Source organism: Microvirga sp. HBU67558 (assembly GCF_018069605.1).
GTDB lineage: Bacteria > Pseudomonadota > Alphaproteobacteria > Rhizobiales > Beijerinckiaceae > Microvirga > Microvirga terrae.
This window is the reverse complement of the sequence record NZ_JAGPUP010000178.1, coordinates 1-426: the sequence shown is the minus strand read 5'-3', so window position 1 is coordinate 426 and position 426 is coordinate 1. Positions and strand designations below refer to the sequence as shown.

The window sequence follows — 426 nt, the reverse complement described above, 5'->3', positions numbered from 1 at the left end:
GACATCACAGGCGTTACGCTGCCCGGAACTCCGAGCGTCGTCGCCGGCAGCAATGGCAAGATCGCCTGGGGCTTCACCAACAGCTATATCGATACGGGCGATGTCGTCATCCTCGAACCGGTCGCGGCAAATCCCGATCTCTATCGCACGCCCGCGGGCCCTCGGCGCCTCGACCACGTGGAAGAGCGCCTCTGCCCGAAGGGCACAGCATGCGAGATCCTATCCATCGAAGAGAGCCTCTGGGGGCCTGTGATCGCCGCCGACCGACAGGGCCGCAAGCTGGCTTATCGCTGGATTGCGCACGATCCAGTGGCAGTGAACCTGCGCGGCATGTTGGACCTTGAACGAGCCGTGACAACGGGCGCAGCGCTGGACATTGCCCACCGGTTGGGCATTCCGCATCAGAACCTTGTCGTGGGCGATGCT

Annotated in this window: 1 protein-coding gene; it reads left to right on the top strand. The window is 63.6% G+C overall.

Annotated elements, in window-relative coordinates:
• On the top strand, positions 1–426 hold a 426-nt coding region (locus tag KBI52_RS00725; protein ID WP_210804775.1), incomplete at both ends, for a penicillin acylase family protein.